Origin of the sequence: Paragemmobacter straminiformis (assembly GCF_014243445.1) — a bacterium.
GTDB lineage: Bacteria > Pseudomonadota > Alphaproteobacteria > Rhodobacterales > Rhodobacteraceae > Paragemmobacter > Paragemmobacter straminiformis.
Window position 1 is genome coordinate 359,365 of sequence record NZ_JACLQD010000002.1, and the last position, 20,950, is coordinate 380,314.

The window sequence follows — 20,950 nt, forward strand, 5'->3', positions numbered from 1 at the left end:
GGGCAAAGGCCTTCTGCCCCCGCTTGACACTGCCCCCCCGCCTCTCCTATGTCGTGCCGCAGTGCGGGTGTGGTGGAATGGTAGACGCGACAGACTCAAACTCTGTTTCCGAAAGGAGTGTCGGTTCGAGTCCGACCACCCGCACCAAAGGCCCCTTGCCGCAAGGCGAACTGCCAGCGTCCCCCGCCACATCGACAAGCTGAAGAGACAACCGCGCATCGCCTTTCGCTTTGCGTCTTACGACGAGTGGCAGGGGCGCGGCGCCCTGCGGCAGCGGTCCGGTTGCGACAGCGATCGAAGCGGCAAGACAAGCCTCGATGCAGGGTCCGTCCGCAACCGCTATGCGTTGCGCCTGCCTTGGCCCGACGAAACGCCGCCCGTTACTGCCAAGCCCGCCTCTGCCAAGCCGGAGACCGGCTTTCACCTTGCCCCGCGCGCCGCTGGCGGTTTCCAACCGTGCCCCTTGGCGCTATAGCCTGCGCAAGGCGGTGGCAAGCGGGGCGGCGGATGGAGCGGATCGAGGCCATGATGCGGCAGGGGGCGGGGCTTTGGCTCGCGCTTGCGCTGACGCTGCTGCTTGCGCTTCCGGGGTTCTTCTCGCTTCCGCCCGTGGACCGCGACGAGGTGCTTTTTGCGCAATCCTCGGCGCAGATGCTCGCCTCGGGTGATCCGGTCGATATCCGCTTTGCCGATCAGGTGCGCTACAAAAAGCCCGTGGGCATCTATTGGGTGCAATCGGTGCTGGCCTTCCTGACGGGGCAACCGCAGGCGATCCAGAGCTATCGGCTCGCCTCGGTTCTGGGCGGGCTGATCGCGGTGGGCTTTACCTATGGCATGGCCCGCAGGGTGATGGCACCCGCAGGGGCCTGTCTGGCCGCCGTCATGCTGGGGTCGTGCTTCATCCTCGGGGCCGAGATGCGGCTGGCCAAGACCGACGCCTTCCTTCTGGGCAGCATCGCGGCTGCGGGCTTCGTGCTGGCGCGGCTCTGGCTTCCGGCGGGGCGGGGGCAACCGGTGGCGCTGGCTTGGCCCTATGCGGTGCTGTTCTGGGTCGCCTTGGCGGTGCAGGTGCTGGTCAAGGGGCCGATCGGCCCGCTTGTGACCCTGCCGCTGCTGGCGGGCCTGTGCCTTTTGCGCCGCGACCTTGCGATCCTGCGCGCCTTGCGTCCGCTGCGCGGGCTGGCGCTGTTTGCGGCGCTTGTGCTGCCTTGGGTCATCGCCATCACCATCCGCTCGGACGGGGCCTTCTGGACGGCCTCGGTGGGCGAGGACATGCTGGCCAAGGTCGGCAGCGCCAAGGAAAGCCACGGCGCACCGCCCGGCAGCTATCTGCTGGCGCTCTGGCTGACCTTCTGGCCCGCCGCCATCCTGTTCGGAACGGTGCTGCCTGCGCTTTGGCGGGCGCGGCGCGATCCGCTGGTGGTCTTTGCAGCACTTTGGGCGCTGCCCTTCTGGGCGGTGTTCGAGGCGACGCCGACCAAGCTGATCCATTACACCATGCCCGCCTATCCGATGCTGGCCATCCTTGCCGCATGGGCCTTCACCACCCGGGGCGCGGGCAACCGCTGGGTTGCGCGCGGCCTTGCGCTGGTCCCCTTCCTTCTGCTCGGAGCCTTGGCCTATGGCGCGCGAGAAGTCGGCGGCAGATTGGCATGGACCTATGTCGCAGGCGGCCTCGGGCTGGTCGCCGCCGTGGTCTTTCTGCTCGGCAGCGTCGCACGGGCACGGATCGGTGCCGCGACGCTTGCGCTTGCCTGCTGCGGCTTTGCCCTGTCCTTTGCCTTCTACCCCACGCTTGCCCGCATGCCCGTGCTTTGGCCCGCCCCTGCCATCGCGGCGCTTGCGCGTCCCGACTGCCGCCTTGTCGTCGCGGGGTTCAACGAACCCTCGCTCGTGTTCCTGACGCAGAACCGCGCGATCCGGGCCACGGCAGACGAGGCACGGGCCGAATGGGCCAAACCGGGCTGCATCACCGCCGTGATCGAATCGCGCGTGGCAAAGGATTACACCCCCGACGCAGCACCCCGATCCACCCTGCGGGGCATCGCCCTTGGCAACGGGCGCAAGCTGGAGCTATCGGTCTTTTCCCGCCCCTGAGCCTGCCTTGCGCCACGCCGCCCAATCCTCGGGCGTGTCGAGGTCGGTCGTGGCATGGCCCGCGGGCAGGGGGACCAGCCGCACCCGCCCCGCATGGCGGCGCAGCACCGAACGCGCGCCCTCGTCCCCTGTCAGGGCCAGCAACTCGCCGCGCAGATCGGCGGGAAACAGCACCGGATGCCCCGCCGCCCCCCCCGCATCGGCGCCGCGCAGGATGGCATCGGGATGGGCCGCAGCTTCCGCCAGCAGGGTGGCAAGATCGGCCGCATCAAGCATCGGCAGATCGGCCAAGACCAGCAGCACGGCAGCATCGGGCGGCAGGGCCGAGACGCCTGCCACCAGACTGGCCGCCATGCCCTTGGCCGCATCGGCCACAGTGACCCGCGTGACGGCAAGGCCATCCAGCGCCGCATCCCGCGCGGGCCTGTCGGGGGGCAGGGCCACAGTCACCGCGCAGCCCGCCCCCAGCCCGAGCCGCGCCAGACGGCGCAGCAAAGCCTCGCCCGCGACCGGTTCAAGGCATTTGTCGCCCCCCCGCATGCGCGACGACGCGCCGGCGGCAAGGATCAGGATGTGGGTTTGCATGCGCGCCCCGTGAAAAAGGCCCGGGTGGCCTGCCGCCGCCCGGACCTTTCAAGGATATTTGACAAAGGACGCGAAAGGGAAGGGCGGTCTTACCCGCGCATCCGCGCCCCGTCACCATCCCAAAGCGGGGCAAGGTGGACCGTCGCGCGGCGGCGCTCGCCAAGGATTTCGATCTCGCAGTCAAGACCGTCCTTCACCTTGTCGGCGGGCAGGAAGCCCATCGCGACCGACTTGCCCGTCCAATGGCTGAACCCGCCGCTGGTGCAGAAGCCAACGACCGCACCGTCCAGCCAGATCGGCTCCCATGCCACCACATCGGCATCCTTGGCATCGACGACAAAGGACACGAGCTTGCGCTTGGCCCCCGCCGCCTTTTCGGCCGTGGCCGCGGCCTTGCCGATCCAGTCGGCCTCTTTGTTCCAGCGGATGAACCGGTCCAGCCCCGTTTCGCAGGGCGTGTAGTCGGGGCTGAACTCGCGCCCCCAGGACCCGAACCACTTGTCCAGACGCAAGCTCATCATCGCCCGCATGCCAAAGGGGCGGATGCCAAGATCGGCGCCATGCGCGGTCAGGATGTCCCACAGATGGCGCACCGACATGTGGTCGCAGAAGATCTCGTAGCCCAGATCGGCGGTGTAGCTGACGCGCTGGACGATGCAATTGGCCATGCCCACGGTCATGCGCTTCACATCCATGAACTTGAACGCATCCGCCGACACATCGCTGCGCGTCACGCGGGCCAGAAGCGCCCGCGCGTTCGGTCCGGCGATCTGGAAGCCCGAGCGGCTGTCCGACACGTTCTCGACCGTCACCCCGTCAGACATGTTCTGCTCGAACCAGCGGTGGTGCCAGCCCTGCGCGCCATAGCTGGCGGTCAGCTGGAATTCGGTCTCCGACAGGCAGGACACCGTGAAATCGCCGATGATCTTGCCCGAATGCGCCAGCATCGGCGTCAGCGACAGCCGCCCCGGCTTCGGGATCGCCCCCGCCATGATCCGGTCAAGCCATGCGCGCGCATTCGGCCCCTTGACCGTATACTTGCCAAAGTTCTGCAACTCGTTGATGCCCACGCCCTCGCGCACGGCCAGCACCTCCTGGCGCGTCGCCTCCCAGGCGTTCGAGCGCTTGAAGGTCGGCGTCTCGTAGGTCGGCTCGCCCGGCAGGGCGTAGTAGTTCACCACTTCCAGCCCGTATTGCTGGCCCCAGACCGCATTCAGCGCGGTGTTGGTGTCATACATCGGCGTGGTGCGGAAGGGACGGGCGGCGGGGCGTTCCTCGTTCGGATAGCCGACCGAGAAGCGCATCTGGTAATTCTCGATCACCTTGGGCACCGTATAGCCCGGCGTGGTCCAGTTGCCGAAGCGCGCCACGTCGAAGCCGCGCGGGTCGCGTTCCACCTCGCCCTCGATCATCCATTGCGCCAGCGCAAGGCCCATGCCGCCGCCCTGGCTGAAGCCCGCCATCACGGCGCAGGCCGACCAGTAGTTGCGCAGCCCCGGCACGGGGCCGATCAGCGGGTTGCCATCGGGGGCAAAGGTAAAGGGGCCGTGGATCACGCGCTTGACGCCGGTGCGCTCCAGAACCGGGAAGCGGCGATAGGCGAAGTTGACCGAATCCTCGATCTTGTCGAATTGCTCGTTCAGCAGCTCGTGGCCAAAGGTCCACGGCGTGCCGTCGACCGACCACGGCTCGCAGGGCTTTTCGTAAAAGCCGATGCACAGCCCGCGCCCTTCCTGCCGCAGGTAGCTTTCGCCGCCCGGGTCCATCACATGCGGGAATTCGCGGCCCGATTTCAGGATATCCATGATCTCGGGGATGTCGTCGGTCACCAGATACTGGTGGGCCATCGGCAGAAGCGGCAGGTAGACCCCCGCCATCGCGCCGATCTCGCGCGCCCAAAGCCCGCCTGCGTTGACCAGATGTTCGGCGATGATCGTGCCCTTTTCCGTCACCACCTCCCACGACCCGTCGGGGCGCGGGTTGGTTTCCAGCACGCGGTTGTGCAGCACGATCTCGGCCCCGCCCATGCGCGCGGCCTTGGCATAGGCATGGGTCGTGCCCGACGGGTCGAGGTGCCCGTCAAGCGGGTCGTAAAGCGCCCCGATGATCCCTTCGAGGTTGACCATCCCGTCGGTCAGCTTGTTGATCTCGTCAGGGCCAAGGATTTCGGTGTCCAGTCCCATGTAGCGGTGCTTGGCGCGTTCGGCCTTCAACTGCTCGAAGCGCGCGGCGTTGTCGGCCAGCGTGATGCCGCCCACATGGTGCAGCCCGCAGGACATGCCGGTGATCGCTTCAAGCTCTTTGTAAAGGCGGATCGTATAGCCTTGCAGCGCAGCCATGTTGGTGTCGCCGTTCAGCGTGTGAAAGCCCCCCGCCGCGTGCCATGTGCTGCCCGAGGTCAGCTCCGACCGCTCGACCAGCATCACGTCCGACCAGCCGAGCTTGGTCAGGTGGTAAAGCACCGAACAGCCGACGACGCCGCCGCCGATGACAAGCACACGGGTATGGGTTTTCATGGGGGATCCCTCGCAAATATGTTGCCGCCACATTGGCCGCAGCCCCGCAAGGCATCATGCCGATCCGCGACAAAAAATGTCGCAAGCCTTCCGCCGCTTTCGCCAAAGCAAAAGGGCGGGCCCTGCGGCCCGCCCCGTTTCCGGCGACAGGTGCCGGTCTACTTTTCGGGCATCAGCCCGCGCGGGCTGAAGCGCAGCACGACAAGCAGGATCACCCCCAGCGTCAAAAGCCGCATATGCGGGGCTGCGTCGATCAGATGCGCCTTCAGCGTGCCTTCCGCCATCATCGAGGTAAGCTGCCCCATCAGCGCAGGCCCGAGGCTCTCGACGATCAGCCACAGCCAGCCGATCAGCAGCCCGCCCAGTACCGACCCCCAGTTGTTGCCCGACCCGCCCACGATCACCATCACCCAGATCAGGAAGGTGAAGCGCAAGGGGTTGTAGGTGCCGGGAACAAGCTGGCCCTCCATGCTGGTCATCATCGCGCCCGCGATGCCCACCACGGCCGACCCGATGATGAAGATCTGCAGATGCCGCTTGGTGACGTTTTTGCCCATCGCGCTGGCCGCAACCTCGTTGTCGCGGATGGCCCGCATCATCCGGCCCCAGGGGCTGTGCAGCGCGCGTTCCGAGAACCAGATCACCGCCAGCAGGACCAGACCGAACAGCAGGACGTAAAGCAGCTTGACCACGATCATCGAGGCCCCTTGCGGATCGAAGCCCCAGCGCGTCGCCCAATCGATGAATTCGGCCGATTTCTGCAGGTCGGTCTCGTAGGGGACGGGCCAGGGGCGCGGCAGTTCGATGATGTTCTTCACGCCGCGCGCCAGCCAGTCCTCGTTCTTCAGGACCGCCACGATGATCTCGGCCACGCCCAGCGTGGCGATGGCAAGGTAATCCGACCGCAGGCCAAGCGCGGTCTTGCCGATGGCCCATGCCGCAGCGGCGGCCAGCAGGCCGCCCACGGGCCAGGCCAGAAGCGAGGGCAGTCCCAGCCCGCCGATATTGCCCGCGCTGGCGGGATTGTTCGCCTCGACGGCGGTGACCGCCGGATCGAAGACCCAGCGATAGACCATGAAGCCCGCGATCAGGATGGCCGGCACCAGCAGGTTGCGCCCCATGCCCTTGGGCATGCGCTTCCAGACCTGCACCGCCACCGCGATCGAGACCGCGCCGATGACCAGCCCCGCCACGATGCCGCTGCCGCCCGCCGCCCAGCCTTCGGGCACGGGCCGCGCCGAGACCAGCACCACGGCCAGACCGCCGAGCGCGGTAAAGCCCATGATGCCGGTGTTGAACAGCCCCGCATAACCCCACTGGATGTTGACCCCCAGCGCCATGATCGACGACAAAAGCCCCATCAGCAGGATCGACAGCGCCAAATTCCAGCTTTGGAACACGCCGGTGAGCACGAATAGCAGGCCGACGCCCGCGAAAAGCAGAAGGTTCCGGCTCATACCGATTTCCCCTTGAAAAGACCCGTGGGCATGAACAGCAGCACAAGGATCAGGATCGAGAAGCTCACCGCGAATTTGTAGTCGGTGGTCATCAGCTGCACGAGACTGTCAGGCATGATGCTTTCCGGCAGCACATAGGTCAGCACCTTCTTCCACGCATAGGTGACCGTGACTTCCGAAAAGGCGATCACGAAGCCCCCGGCAATCGCCCCGATCGGGTTGCCCAGACCGCCCACGATGGCGGCGGCAAAGATCGGCAGCAGAAGCTGGAAATAGGTGAAGGGCTTGAAGGACTTGTCCAGCCCGTAAAGCACGCCCGCAATGGTGGCGAGGGCGGCTGCGATGATCCAAGTCACCTGCACCACGCGGTCGGGGTTGATGCCCGACAGCAGGGCCAGATCCTCGTTGTCGGAAAAGGCCCGCATCGATTTGCCGGTGCGCGTCTTTTGCAGGAACCAGAACAGCCAGGCCACCACGATCAGCGCCGTGACCACGGTCACCCCTTGGGTCGTCTTGATCGCCAGCCCCTCGGTCAGGCCGGTCATGGCCTTGAAGTCACCGGCCGAGATGAAGAACCGCTCGCCATCGGCGAAGTTCTGTTCCTCGACCCCGATGAACAGGCGCACGATGCCGTTCATCACGAACATCACGCCCAGCGACACCATCACAAGGATCGTCGGAACGGCCTTTTTCTTGCGGTAGAATTTGTAGACCAGCCAGTCGGTCGCCAAAACCAGCAGCGCCGTCACGGCAATGCCCACGGGCAGGCCCAGAAGGGCGGTCGGCAGAATGCCGAAGGTGATCCCCGCCGCCTGCAAACCCCATGTGGCATAGATCGTCACCATCGTGCCGAAAGCCATCGTGTCGCCATGGGCAAAGTTCGAGAAACGAAGGATGCCATAGATCAGCGTCACCCCCAGTGCCCCCAGCGCAAGCTGGGCGCCATAGGCAAGGCCCGGCACGAAAACGAAGTTGAGAAAGACGACAAGTGCGTTCAGGAAATCCATCTCAACCCCCAAGGAACGAACGGCGGACTTCCGGATCGGCAAGCAGGGCCGCCCCGGTGTCGGTGAAACGGTTTGCGCCCTGAACCAGAACGTAGCCCTTGTCCGCGATTTCCAGCGCCTGACGCGCGTTCTGCTCGACCATCAGGATCGAGATGCCCGTGCGGGCGACCTCGATGATGCGGTCGAAAAGTTCGTCCATCACGATGGGGCTGACGCCTGCGGTGGGTTCGTCCAGCATCAGGACCTTGGGCTGGGTCATCAGCGCGCGGCCCACGGCCACCTGCTGGCGCTGCCCGCCCGAAAGTTCTCCGGCCGGTTGCAGGCGCTTTTGCTTTAGGATCGGGAAGAGGTCGTAGACCTGCGCCATCGTATCGCTGAAATCGTCGCGGCGGATGAAGGCCCCCATCTCGAGGTTCTCTTCGACCGTCATCGAGGTGAAGATGTTATGCGTCTGCGGCACGAAGCCCATGCCCTTGGCCACGCGGTCCTGCGGCGAAAGGCCGGTGATGTCCTCGCCCGCCAGCTTCACATGGCCCTGACGCAGGTTGAGCATGCCGAAAACGGCCTTCATCGCGGTGGATTTGCCCGCCCCGTTCGGGCCGACGATCACGGCGATCTCGCCCTTTTCGACGGCGATGGTGCAGCCGTGCAGGATGTCGGCCGCGCCATAGCCGCCGGTCATCGCTTCTCCGATCAGGAAGGGTTCAGCCATGACGCGCCCCCTCCGTTGCCGAAAAATCTTCCTCCGAAGATTTTTCCCGGTCCGAAGAATTTTCGTACGAAAATTCTTCGTTCAGCCGCAGTTGGTCAGGCATGGGCGGCCTCCCCTTTGACTTTGTTCTTCAGGCCGGTGCCGAGATAGGCTTCGATCACGCGCTCGTCGTTCTTCACCTCGTCGACGGTGCCCTGGGCAAGAACCTTGCCCTCGGCCATGCAGATCACCGGGTTGCAAAGCCGCGCGATGAAATCCATGTCATGCTCGATGACGCAAAAGGTGTAGCCGCGCTCCTTGTTCAGGCGCACGATGGCATCGCCGATGGTGTTCAGCAGGGTGCGGTTCACGCCGGCGCCGACCTCGTCGAGAAAGACGATCTTGGCGTCGACCATCATGGTGCGCCCCAGTTCCAGCAGTTTCTTCTGTCCGCCGGAAATCTGGCTCGCCTTCTGGTCGGCCAGGTGGCTGATGGTCAGGAAGTCCAGCACCTCGTCGGCCTTCGCGCGCAGGGCCTTTTCCTCGGCTGCGACGGCGCTGCGGTTGAACCATGCGTTGATCAGGCTTTCGCCCTTTTGCCGCGGCGGCACCATCATCAGGTTCTCGCGCACGGTCATAGAGCCGAATTCATGCGCGATCTGGAAGGTGCGCAGCAGGCCCTTGCCGAACAGTTCGTGCGGCGGCAGGCCGGTGATATCCTCGCCATCCATGACGACGCGGCCCGATGTCGGCGGCAGTCGTCCTGCGATCACGTTGAACAGCGTGGTCTTGCCCGCGCCGTTCGGTCCGATCAAACCCGTGATCGACCCCGTCTCGATCACAAGCGAAGCCCCGTCAACGGCGTGGAACCCGCCGAAATGCCGGTGCAGATTCTCGACAACGATCATCCGTTATCCCCCGAATGGTCCCCTGAGGCCACGCGTCCCGCGCCGGTTGTGCGGCGTCCTGCGGTGGCTTTTTATTAAAGCAACGGCCCGGGGCTATGCCCGGGCCGTCTTGTGTCGTCAAGCCGTGCGGATGATCAACGGTAGCCGACGGTTTCGATCTTGCCGTCCTTGATCTCGTATTCGCGGTAGTTGCCGGCCGATTCACCCGGTCCGATCAGTTCCACCGACGAGGCGCCGACGTAGTCGATGTCGGTGCCGGCCGCGATCAGTTCGAGCGCCTTGCCCAGTTCGCCCGGCATGATCGGCTCGCCCGGAGCGTTGGCAAGGTCCATGACCTTGGTCGACCAGACCTTCGAATCGGTCGAGTTGGCGGCCGCCATCGACAGCATGATCAGGGCCGCGGCGTCGTAGCTTTCTTTCGAGAAGGCGTTCGAGCCGTCGAAGCCGGCGGCTTTGGCCGCTGCTTCATACGAGGTCGCGCCGGGCGAATCCGTGCCCGGAACCGCGCCGATGGCACCGTTCAGCGGAGCGCCGATGGCCTCGATCAGGCTTTCGCCATACATGCCGTCGACGAGGTAGAAGCTCGAGAACGCGCCGGTGTCGAGTGCCGCCTGGATCATGCCCTTGCCGCCCTGGTCGACATAGCCCGCAACGATCAGCATCTCGCCGCCGGCCGAGGCCAGCGTCGCGACTTCGGCCGAATAGTCGGCCTTGCCGTCTTCATGCGGTGCCGAGACGGTCACGCTGCCGCCCTTGGCGGTGAAGGCTGCGCCGAAGCTGTCGGCCAGACCCTTGCCGTAGTCGTTGTTGGTGTAGGTCACCGCAACCGACTTGATGCCTTTTCCGGTCAGGATATCCGCCATCACTTCGCCCTGGCGCGCGTCCGAGGGCGCGGTGCGGAAGAAGAGGCCGTCGTCTTCGGCGGTCGACAGCGCCGGCGAGGTGGCCGAGGGCGAGATCATCGCCACGCCATTCGGGCGCGCGACGTTTTGCAGGACCGCACCGGTCACGCCCGAGCAGTCGCCGCCGACGATGCCCTTGACGCCTTCCGAGGTGATCAGGCGTTCGGCCGCAGCGGTCGCGGCAGTCGCGTCGACGCAGGTGGTGTCGCCGTTGACGGTCGTCACGGTGCCGAGCGCGAACTTGCCCGAATCGTTGACTTCCTTGACCGCGAATTCCGCGCCTTTCGCCATGTCCGGCACGGTCGATTCGAGCGGGCCGGTGAAGCCGAGCAGAATGCCCAGTTTCACGTCATCCGCCGAAGCGGCACCGGCGAAAAGCGCCGTCGCGGCCGTGGCAAGCAGTAGTTTCTTCATGGTGGTCTCCCTGTCTGGATCGTTGTCCTGATCGGGCAAGCTAGTGTGCCCGCGATGAAAAGAAAAGGACCGTTGGGTCCGGTCGTCCCGCCCGCGCCCCGCTGCGGGGGATTCGGGCGCGGGATTCGGGCGGGGGGCCGCGTCAGATCGACAGCCTGATCCCGGTTCCGCCGCCTTGCGTGCCGCGTTCGCGGTAGGGGGTGGTGTTGTAATGCGCGCGGTAGCATTTCGAGAAATGCGACGGGCTGGCGAAGCCGCAGGCGAGGGCCACGTTGATCACGCTCATATCCGTCTGCATCAAGAGGTTGCGCGCCTTTTGCAGGCGCAGCTCCATGTAATAGCGTTTGGGGCTGCGGTTCAGGTAGCGGCGGAACAGCCGTTCCAGTTGCCGCGTGGACATGCCCACTTCCTCGGCCAGATCGGCGGGGGACATCGGGTCCTCGATGTTGCCTTCCATCATCTGGATCACCTGCGACAGCTTCGGATGCCGCACGCCGATCCGCGTCGGGATCGACAGGCGCTGCGTGTCCTGGTCGGTGCGGATGGTGGAATAGATCAACTGGTCGGCCACGGTGTTGGCGATATCCTCGCCATGATCGGCGGCGATCACCTTCAGCATCAGGTCGAGCGAGCTTGTCCCCCCCGCCGTGGTCCAGCGGTTGCCGTCCATCACGAAGACCGATTTCGTCAGCTTCACATCCTCGAATTCCTCGAGGAAGCCGTCCTGGTTCTCCCAGTGGATCGTGGCTTTCTTGCCGTCGAGCAGCCCGGCCTTGGCCACCGCATAGGCCCCCGTGCAAAGGCCCCCCATCGTCACCCCGCGCCGCGCCTCGCGCCGCAGCCAGTTCAGCACGGGTTTGCTTGTCGCACGCTGCACGTCGATGCCGCCGCAGACCAGCACGGTATCCTCGCGCTCGATCTCGTCCAGCCCCATGTCAAGCTTGAAGGCGGCCCCGTTCGAGCAGGTGGCGAAATCGCCGCCTTCGCCGGCCAGTTTCCAGGTGTAGAGCGGCTGGCCCGTCACGCGGTTGGCAATCCGCAACGGCTCGATGGCGCTGGCAAAGGAAAGCATGGTGAAACGGTCGAGCAGCAGAAAGACAAAGCGGCGCGGCTCGACGGCCTTGCCTACATTTTGGGCTTTCTTCGGGGCGGTGGACATGTTGCGACCTTTGGGTGTCGTTATTGGGCGCAGCCAAACAGGAAATCATTTTGACTGCAAGGGCTGTGGCGGCCGCGATCAGGCCAGTTTCACCCTTTGCATATGCCGTTCATTTCCTTATACCGCGCCTGTTACCGCAAACTCTCGGAGAAGACCTATGACCAAGGGCTGGACCAAATCGGATTGGCGCGCGAAACCGCGGATCCAGATGCCCGATTATCCGGATCAGGCAGCACTCAACGCCGTCGAGGCGCAGCTTGCCAAATATCCGCCGCTGGTCTTTGCCGGTGAGGCGCGCAAGCTGAAAAAGCAGCTCGCCCTTGCCGCCGAGGGGAAAGCCTTCCTGCTGCAAGGCGGCGATTGCGCTGAATCCTTCGCGGAATTCTCGGCCGACAACATCCGCGACACCTTCCGCGTCATGCTGCAAATGGCGGTCGTGCTGACCTATGGCGCCAAGGTGCCGGTCATCAAGGTCGGCCGCATGGCGGGGCAGTTCGCCAAGCCGCGCTCGGCCCCGACCGAGGTGATCGACGGCGTCGAGATGCCCTCGTACAAGGGCGACATCATCAACGGCTTCGAGGCGACCCCCGAAGCCCGCGTCGCCGATCCGCAGCGCATGTTGCAGGCCTATACGCAGGCTGCCGCCTCGCTCAACCTGCTGCGCGCCTTCTCGACCGGCGGTTTTGCCGATATCCACCGCGTCCACGCCTGGACGCTGGGCTTTGCCGAACATGACAAGGCCGAACGCTACCGCGAGCTGTCGAACCGCATTTCCGATGCGCTCGACTTCATGAATGCCGCAGGGGTCAATGCCGACACCGCCCATACGCTTTCGGCGGTCGATTTCTACACCAGCCACGAAGCCTTGCTGCTCGAATACGAAGAGGCGCTTTGCCGCGTCGACAGCATCACCGGCCAGAACGTGGCGGGTTCGGGCCATATGATCTGGATCGGTGACCGCACCCGCCAGCCCGATGGCGCGCATGTCGAATTCTGCCGTGGCGTGCTGAACCCGATCGGTCTGAAATGCGGCCCCTCGACCACGGCCGAGGACCTCAAGGTCCTGATGGCGAAACTGAACCCGCAGAACGAAGCCGGCCGCCTGACCCTGATCGCCCGTTTCGGCGCGGGCAAGGTGGGCGACCATCTGCCGCGTCTGATCAAGACGGTTCAGGCCGAAGGCGCCAACGTCGTCTGGTCCTGCGACCCTATGCATGGCAACACGATCAAATCGTCCTCGGGCTACAAGACCCGTCCCTTCGACTCGGTCCTGCGCGAAGTGCGCGAATTCTTCGCCATCCACAAAGCCGAAGGCACCATCCCCGGCGGCGTGCATTTCGAGATGACCGGCAAGGACGTGACCGAATGCACCGGCGGCCTGCGCGCCGTGACGGACGAGGATCTGTCCGACCGCTACCACACCGCTTGCGACCCGCGCCTCAACGCCTCGCAGTCGCTCGAGCTTGCCTTCCTCGTGGCCGAAGAGCTGACCGCGCTGCGTGACACGCAACGCCGCGTCGCGCTGTAAGCGAACAGCCTTGGGGCGAAACGGAAAGGGCGGTCCCTCGGGGCCGCCCTTTTCTCATTCCACCAGGCGCAACAGCGGAACGCCCCTTGGCGGCGGTTCGGGGGCATCGGCCCCTCCGGCCCGCAACGGGCCGCGCAGGCAGCGTTCGATGCCAAAGCGGCGCGGCGCCTGCCCGAATTCGCCGTTCGGCCACAGGGGCGCGCTTTCCATGAAGGGGGTGGAAACCTCCATCGTGCCGATGGCAAGGTCGCGCGTTCCCGCACGGTTGGCGAGGGGGAGCAGGGTCATCCGCGCCAGAAGCGCCGGCCGCCCCGTGCTTTGCCCCGCCCGCAGCGTCAGATCGACCGTCGCCGGATCCTCGCTCATCGCAGCGACGATCCCCGCGATCTCGCCCCGCGCGGCGGGTTCGAACAGCAAGGCCAGCGGCGCGCCGCGCAATTCCATGCCGTAAAGCGCGCAAAGCACCCGCCCGGCGATCAGGAAGCGCGCCGCCCCGCGTTCGGTCCCCTCGATCAGGAACATCGACGACAGCACGGGGGCCAGTTCGCGCGGCGCGAATTCGTCGCGGCGGGGCAGGGCCTCGCCCTTGCGCAACCGCTGCCAATGCGCGCGCAGCACCGCCGCCATCGGGGCTGTCGCAGGTGCCCGCTGCAATCTTGCAAGGTTCGATCTTTCCGCGCCCATCTCTTCGCCCGTTCCGCCTGTTGTCGGTCAACTCCCCCTCTGTTACGGACGGGAACAGGGGGACCATAAGCGCCCCATCCGTTTGGACAGGGATAGACGCGCATTGGGCGAGTCGGGAAAAATTCTAAACAAATGGTAAACGGGTGCCGCCGCATCGCCGCAAAGGGGAAGAGCGCATGACGATTTCGATGACCGGTTTCGCCGCCGCCAAAGGGCAGGGCGCAGGGCATAGCTGGAGCTGGGACATCCGCTCGGTCAATGGCAAGGGCCTCGATTTGCGCCTGCGCGTGCCCGAATGGATCGACGGGCTGGAACTGGCCCTGCGCGGCGAGATCGCCAAGGCGCTCGGTCGCGGCAACGTCTCGCTTTCGCTCAAGGTCGCCCGCGACGGCATGGCCGAAGGGGCCGAGGGGCTGCGCGTCAACCCGCCCGCATTGTCGCAGGTGCTGCGGGCCTTGGCCCAGATCGAGCAGGCGGCGATGACGGCGGGCGTCACGCTGGCGCAGGCCACCGCCGCCGATGTTCTGGCCGTGCGCGGGGTGCTCGACACGTCATCCGCCGACGAGGATACCGCCCCCCTGCGCGCGGCCATCCTGTCGGACCTGCCCGCGCTGCTGGCCGATTTCACCGCCATGCGTGCCGCCGAAGGGGCCGCGCTGAACGCCGTGATCGCGGCGCAGCTCGACCGGATCGAAACCCTGCACGCCGAGGCGAAAACCGAAGCCGAGGCCCGCCGCAACCTTGCCGCAACCGCGCTTCGCGACGCCTTGGCAAAACTGCTGTCGCAGGCCGAGGGCATGGACGAAACCCGCATCGCGCAGGAACTGGCACTTCTCGCGGTGAAACAGGACGTGACCGAGGAACTCGACCGCCTGACCGCCCATGTCGCCGCCGCCCGCGCTTTGCTGGCCGACACCGCCCCCGTGGGCCGGAAATTCGATTTCCTGATGCAGGAATTCATGCGCGAGGCGAACACCCTGTGTTCCAAATCGCAGTCCACGGCGCTGACCCGCATCGGTCTTGACCTCAAGACCGTCATAGATCAGATGCGCGAACAGGTTCAGAACGTGGAATAGGCAGGGGGGAAAGATCATGGCGCAAGACCGGCGCGGCCTTCTGCTCATCCTGTCCTCGCCCTCGGGCGCGGGCAAGTCGACACTGACCAAGATGCTGATGGCATGGGATGACACCATGCGCTTTTCGGTATCGGCCACCACCCGCAAGCCAAGACCGGGCGAAGCTGACGGGCGCGACTACTTCTTCCGCTCGCGCGAGGATTTCGAGGCGATGGTCGCCGCGGGCGAGATGCTGGAACATGCCGAGGTGTTCGGCAATTTCTACGGCACCCCCAAAGGCCCGGTCGAGGCGAACATGCGCGACGGCCGCGACACGGTGTTCGACATCGACTGGCAGGGCGGCCAGCAGATCCGCAACTCCGCGCTTGGCCGCGATGTCGTGTCGATCTTCGTCCTTCCCCCCTCGATCGCCGAACTCGACCGCCGCCTGCGCAGCCGCGGGCAGGACAGCGACGAGGTGATCGCCGGACGCATGGCCAAAAGCCGCGACGAGATCAGCCATTGGGCGGAATACGACTATGTGCTGGTGAACGAAGACCTTGGCGACACATTCGAGAGCCTGAAGACCATCCTCACCGCCGAACGCCTGCGCCGCGACCGCCAGCCCCGCCTGTCGGATTTCGTGCGCGGCCTGAATGCCGAGTTCGCAGCCCGATGATCTATTCCCTCGACGGCATCGCCCCCGTGATCGACGCCAGCGCATGGGTCGCCCCCGATGCGAACCTGATCGGGCGCGTCACGCTGCTGGCCGATGCCTCTGTCTGGTTCGGCAGCACCCTGCGCGGCGACAACGAGAGGATCACGCTGGGGCAGGGGTCCAACGTGCAGGAAAACTGCGTGCTGCACACCGATATGGGCTATCCGCTGACCATCGGCACCAATTGCACCATAGGCCACAAGGCGATGCTGCACGGCTGCACCATCGGTGACGGGTCGCTGATCGGCATGGGGGCCATCGTGCTGAACGGCGCGGTTATCGGCAAAGGCTGCCTGATCGGGGCAGGGGCGCTGGTGACCGAAGGCAAGGAAATTCCCGATGGCGCGCTTGTCATGGGCGCTCCGGCCAAGGTGGTGCGGCTGCTCGACGCCGGGGCGCAGGCGCGTCTGGTGAAATCCGCGCTCGGCTATCAGGCAAACGCCCGCCGCTTCCGCGCTGGAATGATCGCGCTGTGATGTTCCAAAATCAGTTGGAATATTCGTTCCATCTTGATAGCCTGCACCCGAACAAGGGGTAGCCGCATGTCCGACGATACGATTGAACCGCATGTGCAGGCTCCGGCCTCGGTCGACGAATTCCGCGACCGCCTTGCCGCCGTCACGCCCGACCTGCCGCGCCGCCTGCGGCAATGCGCCGATTTCATCGCCGCCCATTCCGACCGCATCGCCGTCTCGACCGTGGCCGAGCTTGCCTCGGGGGCCGACGTTCCGCCCTCGGCGCTGATGCGCTTTTGCCAGATCATGGGGTTTTCCGGCTTTTCCGAAATGCAAAAGCTCTTCCGCGAGGCCTATGCCCCCGGTTGGCCCGACTACACCACCCGCCTGCGCAACCTCAAAGAGGGCGGCGCGGGCAGCCCTGCGGCACTTCTGGCCGAATTCATCGAAGCCGGTCGCCTCTCGCTCGAGGCTTTGGCGAAAACGGTGGACGAGGCGTCCTTGGCCGATGCGGTCAAGCTTCTGTCCAAGGCTGAAACCATCCATGTCGTCGGTTTCCGCCGGACCTTCCCCGTTGCCGCCTATCTGGTCTACGTCTTCGAGAAGATGTCGGTTCCCGCAATGCTGCATGACGGGGTCGGCAAGCTTGACCACCGTTTTGCGCTGCGTCAGGGCGATGCGGTGCTTGCCATCACCTTCGCGCCCTATTCCGAAGAAACCCTGACCCTTGCGCAAGACGCCCGCGACCGTGGTTTGCCCGTCGTCGGCCTGACCGACCGCGTCACCAGCCCGCTGGCCCGCACCGCCGATGCCATCATCACCGTGCCCGAGGTGGACTTCGGCGCCTTCCGCTCGCTTTCGGCCACCATCGCGCTCGCGCTGTCGCTGGCGGTTGCCATCGGATCGGCCCGCGATTGAAATTAGCACTTCCCCTGTTGCCGGAAATGGAATAAATATTCCAAAACGTGACGCGGTCCTGAGTCTTCCTGCCAGCCGCTGCCGACATGGGGAATATTCATGACCGACTCTGCCAAAACCCTCGACGTCATCACCATCGGCCGCTCCTCGGTCGACCTCTATGGCGCGCAGGTGGGCGGACGGCTCGAGGATATGGGGTCTTTCCAGAAATACATCGGCGGCTCGCCCACCAACATGGCGGCAGGCACCGCGCGCCTTGGCCTGAAATCGGCGCTCATCACCCGCGTCGGCGATGAGCATATGGGCCGTTTCATCCGCGAGGAACTGGCAAAAGAGGGCGTCGATACCCGCGGCGTCATCACCGACAGGGAACGTCTCACCGCGCTCGTCCTTCTCGGCATCCGCGACGAACACCAGTTCCCGCTGATCTTCTACCGCGAGAATTGCGCCGACATGGCGCTGTGCGAGGACGACATCGACGAAGCCTTCATCGCATCCTCGCGCGCGGTCGTCGCCACCGGAACGCATCTGTCGCACGCCCGCACCGAAGCGGCGGTGATGAAGGCGCTGAACCTCGCCCGCAAGCATGGGGCGCAAACCGCACTCGACATCGACTACCGCCCCAACCTCTGGGGTCTGGCGGGGCATGGCGATGGCGAAAGCCGTTTCATCGAATCCGCCGCCGTCACCGCCAAGCTGCAAGCGACGCTGCACCTGTTCGACCTGATCGTCGGCACCGAGGAAGAGTTCCACATCGCGGGCGGCAGCACCGACACCATCGCAGCCCTGCGCGCCGTGCGGGCCGTTTCGGATGCCACGCTGGTGTGCAAACGCGGCCCGATGGGGGCCGCTGCCTTTATCGGTGCCATCCCCGACAGCCTTGACCAAGGCGAGGCCGGACCCGGCTTCCCGATCGAGGTGTTCAACGTCCTCGGCGCGGGCGACGGCTTCATGTCGGGTCTCATCAAGGGCTGGCTCGATGGCGAGGCATGGCCCACCGCGCTGAAATATGCCAACGCCTGCGGTGCTTTTGCCGTGTCGCGCCACGGCTGCACGCCGGCCTATCCCTCGTGGGAGGAGCTGCAATTCTTCCTTGGCCGTGGCGTGGTGACCAAGGCGCTGCGCAAGGACCGCGAACTGGAACAGGTCCATTGGGCGACCAACCGCCATAAAGACTGGTCTACCATGCGGGTCTTTGCCTTCGACCACCGCATGCAGCTCGAGGCGATGGAGGGTGCCACCCCCGCCAAGATCGGCGCTTTCAAGGAGTTGTGCCTGAAAGCCGCCCTGACCGTGGCCGATGGCAAGCCGGGCCACGGCATCCTGTGCGACAGCCGCCTTGGCCGCGATGCGCTTTACGCCGCTGCCGGAACCGGCCTGTGGATCGGCCGCCCCGTGGAATGGCCCGGCTCGCGCCCGCTGTCGCTGGAACCCGAACTCGGCCCCGATTTCGGCGGCCTTCAGGAATGGCCGCTGGAACATGTGGTCAAGGTGCTGTGCTTCTACCACCCCGACGACAGCGCCGAGGTAAAGACCGCGCAAGAGGAAACGGTTCTGCGCCTGTTCCACGCCTGCCGCCGCAACCGTCTGGAAATGCTCTTGGAAATCATCCCGTCCAAGGTCGCGCCCGTGAACGATGACACCTCGGCTTTGGTCATACAAAGGTTTTATGACCTTGGCGTCTATCCCGATTGGTGGAAGCTCGAACCCTTCGCCACCACGGCCGCATGGGAGAAAGCCTGCGCCGCCATCACCCGCAACGATCCGCACACGCGCGGCATCGTGGTGCTTGGCCTCGACGCGCCCGAAGCCGAGCTTTCCGCCTCGCTTGCCATCGCCGCGAAACATGATCTGGTCAAAGGTTTCGCCGTGGGCCGCACCATCTTTGCCGATGCCGCCCGTGGCTGGCTTGCCGGCACCATGACCGAAAAAGACGCCATCGCCATGATGGTCGACCGCTACAGCCGCCTGTGCCGGATCTGGGACAGCGCCCGCGCCAACAAGGACATCGCCGCATGAAAACGATCCGCCTGACCGCCGCCCAAGCCCTTGTCCGCTGGCTTTCGGTGCAGATGACGCCCGAGGGCGACCGTTTCATCGACGGCGTCTGGGGCATCTTCGGCCACGGCAACGTGGCTGGTCTGGGCGAGGCGCTGCACGGCATCCGCGACACGCTGCCCACATGGCGCGGCCATAACGAACAGACCATGGCCCATACCGCCATCGCCTATGCCAAGGCGCAAAAGCGCAAACGCGCGATGGCGGTGACCACCTCGATCGGGCCGGGGGCGACCAACATGGTGACGGCCGCCGCCCTCGCCTATGTCAACCGCCTGCCGGTCCTGCTGATTCCGGGCGATGTCTTTGCCAACCGCGCCCCCGATCCGGTGCTGCAACAGGTCGAATCCTTCGCCGATGGCACCGTTTCCGCCAATGACTGCTTCCGCCCCGTCAGCCGCTATTTCGACCGCATCTCGCGCCCCGAACATATCCTGACCGCGCTTCCCCGCGCCCTGCGGGTGATGACCGACCCCGCCGAATGCGGCCCCGTCACGCTTGCCTTCTGTCAGGACGTGCAGGCCGAAGCCTATGACTACCCCGAAGCCTTCTTCACCCCCAAGGTCTGGCACATCCGCCGCCCGCAGCCCGATGCCGTGGAACTCGACGCCGCAATCGCCGCGCTGAAAGCCGCGAAAGCCCCCGTCATCGTCGCAGGCGGCGGGGTGATCTATTCCGAAGCCGAAGCCGCCCTTGCGGCCTTTGCCGAAACCCACGGCATTCCGGTCGTGGAAACCCAGGCCGGCAAATCGGCGCTGGCCCATGACCACCAGATGAATTTCGGCCCCGTGGGCGTCACGGGGGCATCCTCGGCCAATATCGTCTGCGAGAAGGCCGATCTGGTCATCGGCCTCGGCACGCGGTTCCAGGATTTCACCACCGGCTCGTGGTCGCTGTTCAAACACCCGAACCGGAAGATCCTGTCGATCAACGTCCAAGCCTATGATGCCGCCAAACACGGCGCGATCAGCCTTGTGTCCGATGCAAAGGTCGCGCTGCAAGCCCTTGGTGCGGCGCTGAAATCCCACAGATACGCCGCCCCCGACGCCGCGCTGAAAGCCGACTGGGCGCAGGCCAAGGCCGCGGTCAAGGCCGCCCCCGCCGCAGGCAACACCCTGCCCACCGACATGCAGGTGGTGGGGGCCGTGCAGCGCGCCGCCACCCCCGAAACCGTGGTCATGGGGGCCGCAGGCACCATGCCGGGCGAGTTGCACAAGATCTGGGATGCCCCGCAGGGCGGCTACCACATGGAATACGGCTTTTCCTGCATGGGATACGAGGTTGCGGGCGCGCTTGGCATCAAGATGGCCCGCCCCAAGGCCGACGTCGTCTGCATGGTGGGCGACGGGTCCTACATGATGGCGAACTCGGAACTTGCGACCGCCGTGATGATGGGCGTGCCCTTTACCGTGGTGCTGACCGACAACCGTGGTTACGGCTGCATCAACCGGCTGCAAAAGCACACCGGCGGCGCGCCCTTTAACAACCTTCTGGACGACAGCTACCACGTGAACCCCTCGGCCATCGACTTCGTGGCGCATGCGGCCTCGATGGGGGCAAAGGCGGTCAAGGCGGGCAGCATCGCCGCGCTCGAGGCGGAACTGCATGCCGCCCGTTCCAGCACCATCCCCGTGGTCATCGTGATCGACACCGACCCCATGCCCTCGACCGCCGCGGGCGGCACATGGTGGGAGGTGGGCGTGCCCGAAGTCTCGGTGCGGCCCGCGGTGAACGAGGCCCGTGCCAAATACGAATCCTCCAAACAAAAACAGCGTCTTGCGGACTAAGGCTAAACAAG

17 protein-coding genes and 1 tRNA gene are annotated in these 20,950 nt (G+C 65.4%); 9 read left to right on the forward strand and 9 right to left on the reverse strand.

Annotation, left to right across the window (positions count from 1 at the left end; genetic code table 11):
- Positions 1–63 precede the first annotated feature (63 nt).
- Positions 64–147, forward strand: a tRNA-Leu gene (locus H7F16_RS07560).
- Positions 148–507: 360 nt separating this feature from the next.
- Entirely contained in the window at positions 508–2,097 is a 1,590-nt protein-coding gene (locus H7F16_RS07565; protein WP_185796969.1) for an ArnT family glycosyltransferase, read from the forward strand.
- On the opposite strand, the gene H7F16_RS07570 is transcribed toward H7F16_RS07565, so the two are convergent.
- From H7F16_RS07570 to H7F16_RS07605, 8 genes are all read right to left on the reverse strand, one after another.
- Entirely contained in the window at positions 2,074–2,682 is a 609-nt protein-coding gene (locus H7F16_RS07570; protein ID WP_185796970.1) for a nucleotidyltransferase family protein, read from the reverse strand. The genes H7F16_RS07565 and H7F16_RS07570 overlap by 24 nt on opposite strands.
- Positions 2,683–2,771: 89 nt before the next feature.
- Positions 2,772–5,198 (reverse strand): GcvT family protein, encoded by a 2,427-nt coding sequence (locus H7F16_RS07575; RefSeq protein ID WP_185796971.1) that lies wholly within the window; start codon positions 5,196–5,198, stop codon positions 2,772–2,774.
- A 158-nt stretch (positions 5,199–5,356) separates the two neighbouring features.
- Entirely contained in the window at positions 5,357–6,655 is a 1,299-nt protein-coding gene (locus tag H7F16_RS07580) for a branched-chain amino acid ABC transporter permease (RefSeq protein ID WP_185796972.1), read from the reverse strand.
- The gene (locus H7F16_RS07585; RefSeq protein WP_185796973.1) at positions 6,652–7,662 is read right to left on the reverse strand and encodes a branched-chain amino acid ABC transporter permease; all 1,011 of its coding nucleotides are present in this window, start codon (positions 7,660–7,662) and stop codon (positions 6,652–6,654) included. Before H7F16_RS07585 ends, H7F16_RS07580 begins: the two co-directional genes overlap by 4 nt.
- A 1-nt stretch (position 7,663) precedes the next feature.
- Positions 7,664–8,374: an ABC transporter ATP-binding protein gene (locus H7F16_RS07590; protein ID WP_185796974.1), complete on the reverse strand. Its 711-nt coding sequence runs from the start codon at positions 8,372–8,374 to the stop codon at positions 7,664–7,666.
- A gap of 95 nt (positions 8,375–8,469) precedes the next feature.
- Positions 8,470–9,261 carry an ABC transporter ATP-binding protein gene (locus H7F16_RS07595; protein WP_185796975.1) on the reverse strand — a complete coding sequence of 264 codons (792 nt, stop codon included), beginning with the start codon at positions 9,259–9,261 and terminating at the stop codon, positions 8,470–8,472.
- A 134-nt stretch (positions 9,262–9,395) separates the two neighbouring features.
- Entirely contained in the window at positions 9,396–10,577 is a 1,182-nt protein-coding gene (locus H7F16_RS07600; protein ID WP_185796976.1) for an ABC transporter substrate-binding protein, read from the reverse strand.
- 142 nt (positions 10,578–10,719) lie between these two features.
- Entirely contained in the window at positions 10,720–11,736 is a 1,017-nt protein-coding gene (locus H7F16_RS07605) for a GlxA family transcriptional regulator (RefSeq protein ID WP_185796977.1), read from the reverse strand.
- Positions 11,737–11,893: 157 nt separating this feature from the next.
- Here H7F16_RS07605 and H7F16_RS07610 point away from each other — a divergent pair, with 157 nt between their 5' ends.
- Positions 11,894–13,264 (forward strand): class II 3-deoxy-7-phosphoheptulonate synthase, encoded by a 1,371-nt coding sequence (locus H7F16_RS07610; RefSeq protein WP_185796978.1) that lies wholly within the window; start codon positions 11,894–11,896, stop codon positions 13,262–13,264.
- A gap of 54 nt (positions 13,265–13,318) precedes the next feature.
- Here H7F16_RS07610 and H7F16_RS07615 read toward each other — a convergent pair whose 3' ends face one another.
- Positions 13,319–13,891: a PAS domain-containing protein gene (locus tag H7F16_RS07615; RefSeq protein ID WP_185796979.1), complete on the reverse strand. Its 573-nt coding sequence runs from the start codon at positions 13,889–13,891 to the stop codon at positions 13,319–13,321.
- 233 nt (positions 13,892–14,124) lie between these two features.
- On the opposite strand from H7F16_RS07615, the gene H7F16_RS07620 reads away from it, so the two are divergent.
- From H7F16_RS07620 to iolD, 6 genes are all read left to right on the forward strand, one after another.
- Positions 14,125–15,024, forward strand: a complete 900-nt coding sequence (locus H7F16_RS07620) for a YicC/YloC family endoribonuclease (RefSeq protein WP_185796980.1) — start codon at positions 14,125–14,127, stop codon at positions 15,022–15,024.
- A 16-nt stretch (positions 15,025–15,040) separates the two neighbouring features.
- Positions 15,041–15,682, forward strand: coding sequence for a guanylate kinase (gene gmk / locus H7F16_RS07625; protein WP_185796981.1), 642 nt, complete (start codon positions 15,041–15,043; stop codon positions 15,680–15,682).
- Positions 15,679–16,197, forward strand: a complete 519-nt coding sequence (locus H7F16_RS07630) for a gamma carbonic anhydrase family protein (protein WP_185796982.1) — start codon at positions 15,679–15,681, stop codon at positions 16,195–16,197. The genes gmk and H7F16_RS07630 overlap by 4 nt, the downstream gene beginning before the upstream one ends.
- 66 nt (positions 16,198–16,263) lie before the next feature.
- Positions 16,264–17,094, forward strand: coding sequence for a MurR/RpiR family transcriptional regulator (locus H7F16_RS07635; RefSeq protein WP_185796983.1), 831 nt, complete (start codon positions 16,264–16,266; stop codon positions 17,092–17,094).
- Between the two features lie 99 nt (positions 17,095–17,193).
- Entirely contained in the window at positions 17,194–19,113 is a 1,920-nt protein-coding gene (locus H7F16_RS07640; protein ID WP_185796984.1) for a bifunctional 5-dehydro-2-deoxygluconokinase/5-dehydro-2-deoxyphosphogluconate aldolase, read from the forward strand.
- Positions 19,110–20,939: a 3D-(3,5/4)-trihydroxycyclohexane-1,2-dione acylhydrolase (decyclizing) gene (gene iolD / locus H7F16_RS07645; RefSeq protein ID WP_185796985.1), complete on the forward strand. Its 1,830-nt coding sequence runs from the start codon at positions 19,110–19,112 to the stop codon at positions 20,937–20,939. The genes H7F16_RS07640 and iolD overlap by 4 nt, the downstream gene beginning before the upstream one ends.
- The last annotated feature ends 11 nt before the right edge of the window (positions 20,940–20,950 follow it).